At 65.1% G+C, this 1,632-nt stretch carries 1 protein-coding gene; it reads right to left on the bottom strand.

The window, feature by feature from the left end:
- Positions 1 to 24 precede the first annotated feature (24 nt).
- The gene (gene sthA, locus ACXJL8_RS40555) at positions 25 to 1,416 is read right to left on the bottom strand and encodes a Si-specific NAD(P)(+) transhydrogenase (RefSeq protein ID WP_456618418.1); all 1,392 of its coding nucleotides are present in this window, start codon (positions 1,414 to 1,416) and stop codon (positions 25 to 27) included.
- Positions 1,417 to 1,632 lie beyond the last annotated feature (216 nt).

Genomic DNA, 1,632 nt, shown 5'->3' with positions numbered 1-1,632 from the left:
CAAGCGGGGAGAGGCGAAGGAAGGTCACCTTGTCATCCTGTTCCACGCATCCAGCCCGGCGATCTTGTAGGCCTCGGCCAGCGTCGGATAGTTGAAGGTGTTCTGGATGAAATAATCGATCGTGCCTTTGAGGTTGAGCACGGCCTGGCCGATATGGATCAGCTCGGTGGCGCCTTCGCCGAGGATGTGCACGCCGAGCAGGCGGCGGGTCTTGGTCGAGAAGATCATCTTCATCATGCCGCTGTTCAGCCCCATGATGTGGCCGCGCGAGGTCTCGCGGAAGCGCGCGATGCCGACCTCGTAGGGAATGCCGCGCGTGCGCACCTCTTCCTCGGTGAGACCCGCGGTCGAGATTTCCGGCACCGAATAGATGCCGTAGGGAAAGAACTCCGGCGGCGCCAGCGGCTCCATGCCGAGCGCGTGGCAGGCGGCGACGCGGCCCTGCTCCATCGACGTGGAGGCAAGGCTCGGAAAACCGATCACATCGCCGGCGGCGTAAATGTGCGGCACGCTGGTCTGCAAGGTCACGGGATCGACCGTGATCCGCCCGCGATGATCGACGGCGATGCCGGCGGCCTCGAGGTTGAGCCGGTCGGTGGCGCCGACACGGCCCGCCGCGAACAGCAGCATTTCCGTGGTGACATGCCGGCCGTCCGACAGATGCGTGACGATGCTGCCCTGCGCGGTTTTCTCGATCGAGGTGACCTTCGAGCCGAGCCGCAGCGCGACATTGCGGTCGCGCAATTCGTGCATGAACTCGTCGATCAATTCCTTGTCGATGAAATCGAGGAAGGTCGGCCGCGGCTCGATCAGGGTGACGGGCACGTCGAGCGCGCTGAAGATGGTGGCATATTCGACGCCGATCACGCCGGCTCCGATCACGGCCAGGCTGCGCGGCAGTTTTGGCAGCTCGATGATCTCGTCGCTGTCGAGCACGGTCGCGCCATCGAACGGCACGTAATCGGGGCGGAACGGGCGCGTGCCGCAGGCGATCAGGATGAAGGCGGCCGACACCACCTTGGTCTCGCCGATCGCGCTCGTGATCTCGACCTCGTGCGGCGAGACCAGGCGCGCCTCGCCGTTGGCGGTCCGCACCAAATTGCGGCTGAACTGATGCTCCAGCACCTCGACCTCATGGTCCAGCGTCTTCTGGAGCCGGGTCATCAGATCGCTCGCCGCGATGTCCTGCTTGACCCGGTAGGAGCGGCCGTAGAAGCCGCGCTCGCGCCAGCCGGACAAATTGAGCACGGTCTCGCGCAGGGTCTTGGACGGGATGGTGCCGGTGTGGACGGAGACGCCGCCGACCCGCCGGCCCTTCTCCACCACCAGCACGGCCTTGCCGAGCTTGGCGCATTGCACCGCGGCCCGGCGCCCCGACGGGCCCGAGCCGATCACCACCATGTCGTAATCGTACATCGGAAGACTTCCGAACCCCACGAGGCCAGCGGGAACCGACATGCAGCAATCGGGCCAAAGCAGCAAGTCCTACCTCCGAGGTAATCGCGCGGATGACGCCGATCTGAGAGCATCGGGCGCAAATAAATTCCGCAAGGTCCGCGCGCCGATGCATCAAACCGTCACAAAGCAGATCGATTCGGCGCGGCGCTGGTGGGTGCTGGCGATCGTCGTCGC

This window comes from Bradyrhizobium sp. P5_C11_2 (assembly GCF_054049755.1).
The sequence above is the reverse complement of the archived record's forward strand: the minus strand, read 5'-3'. Positions and strand labels throughout refer to the sequence as shown.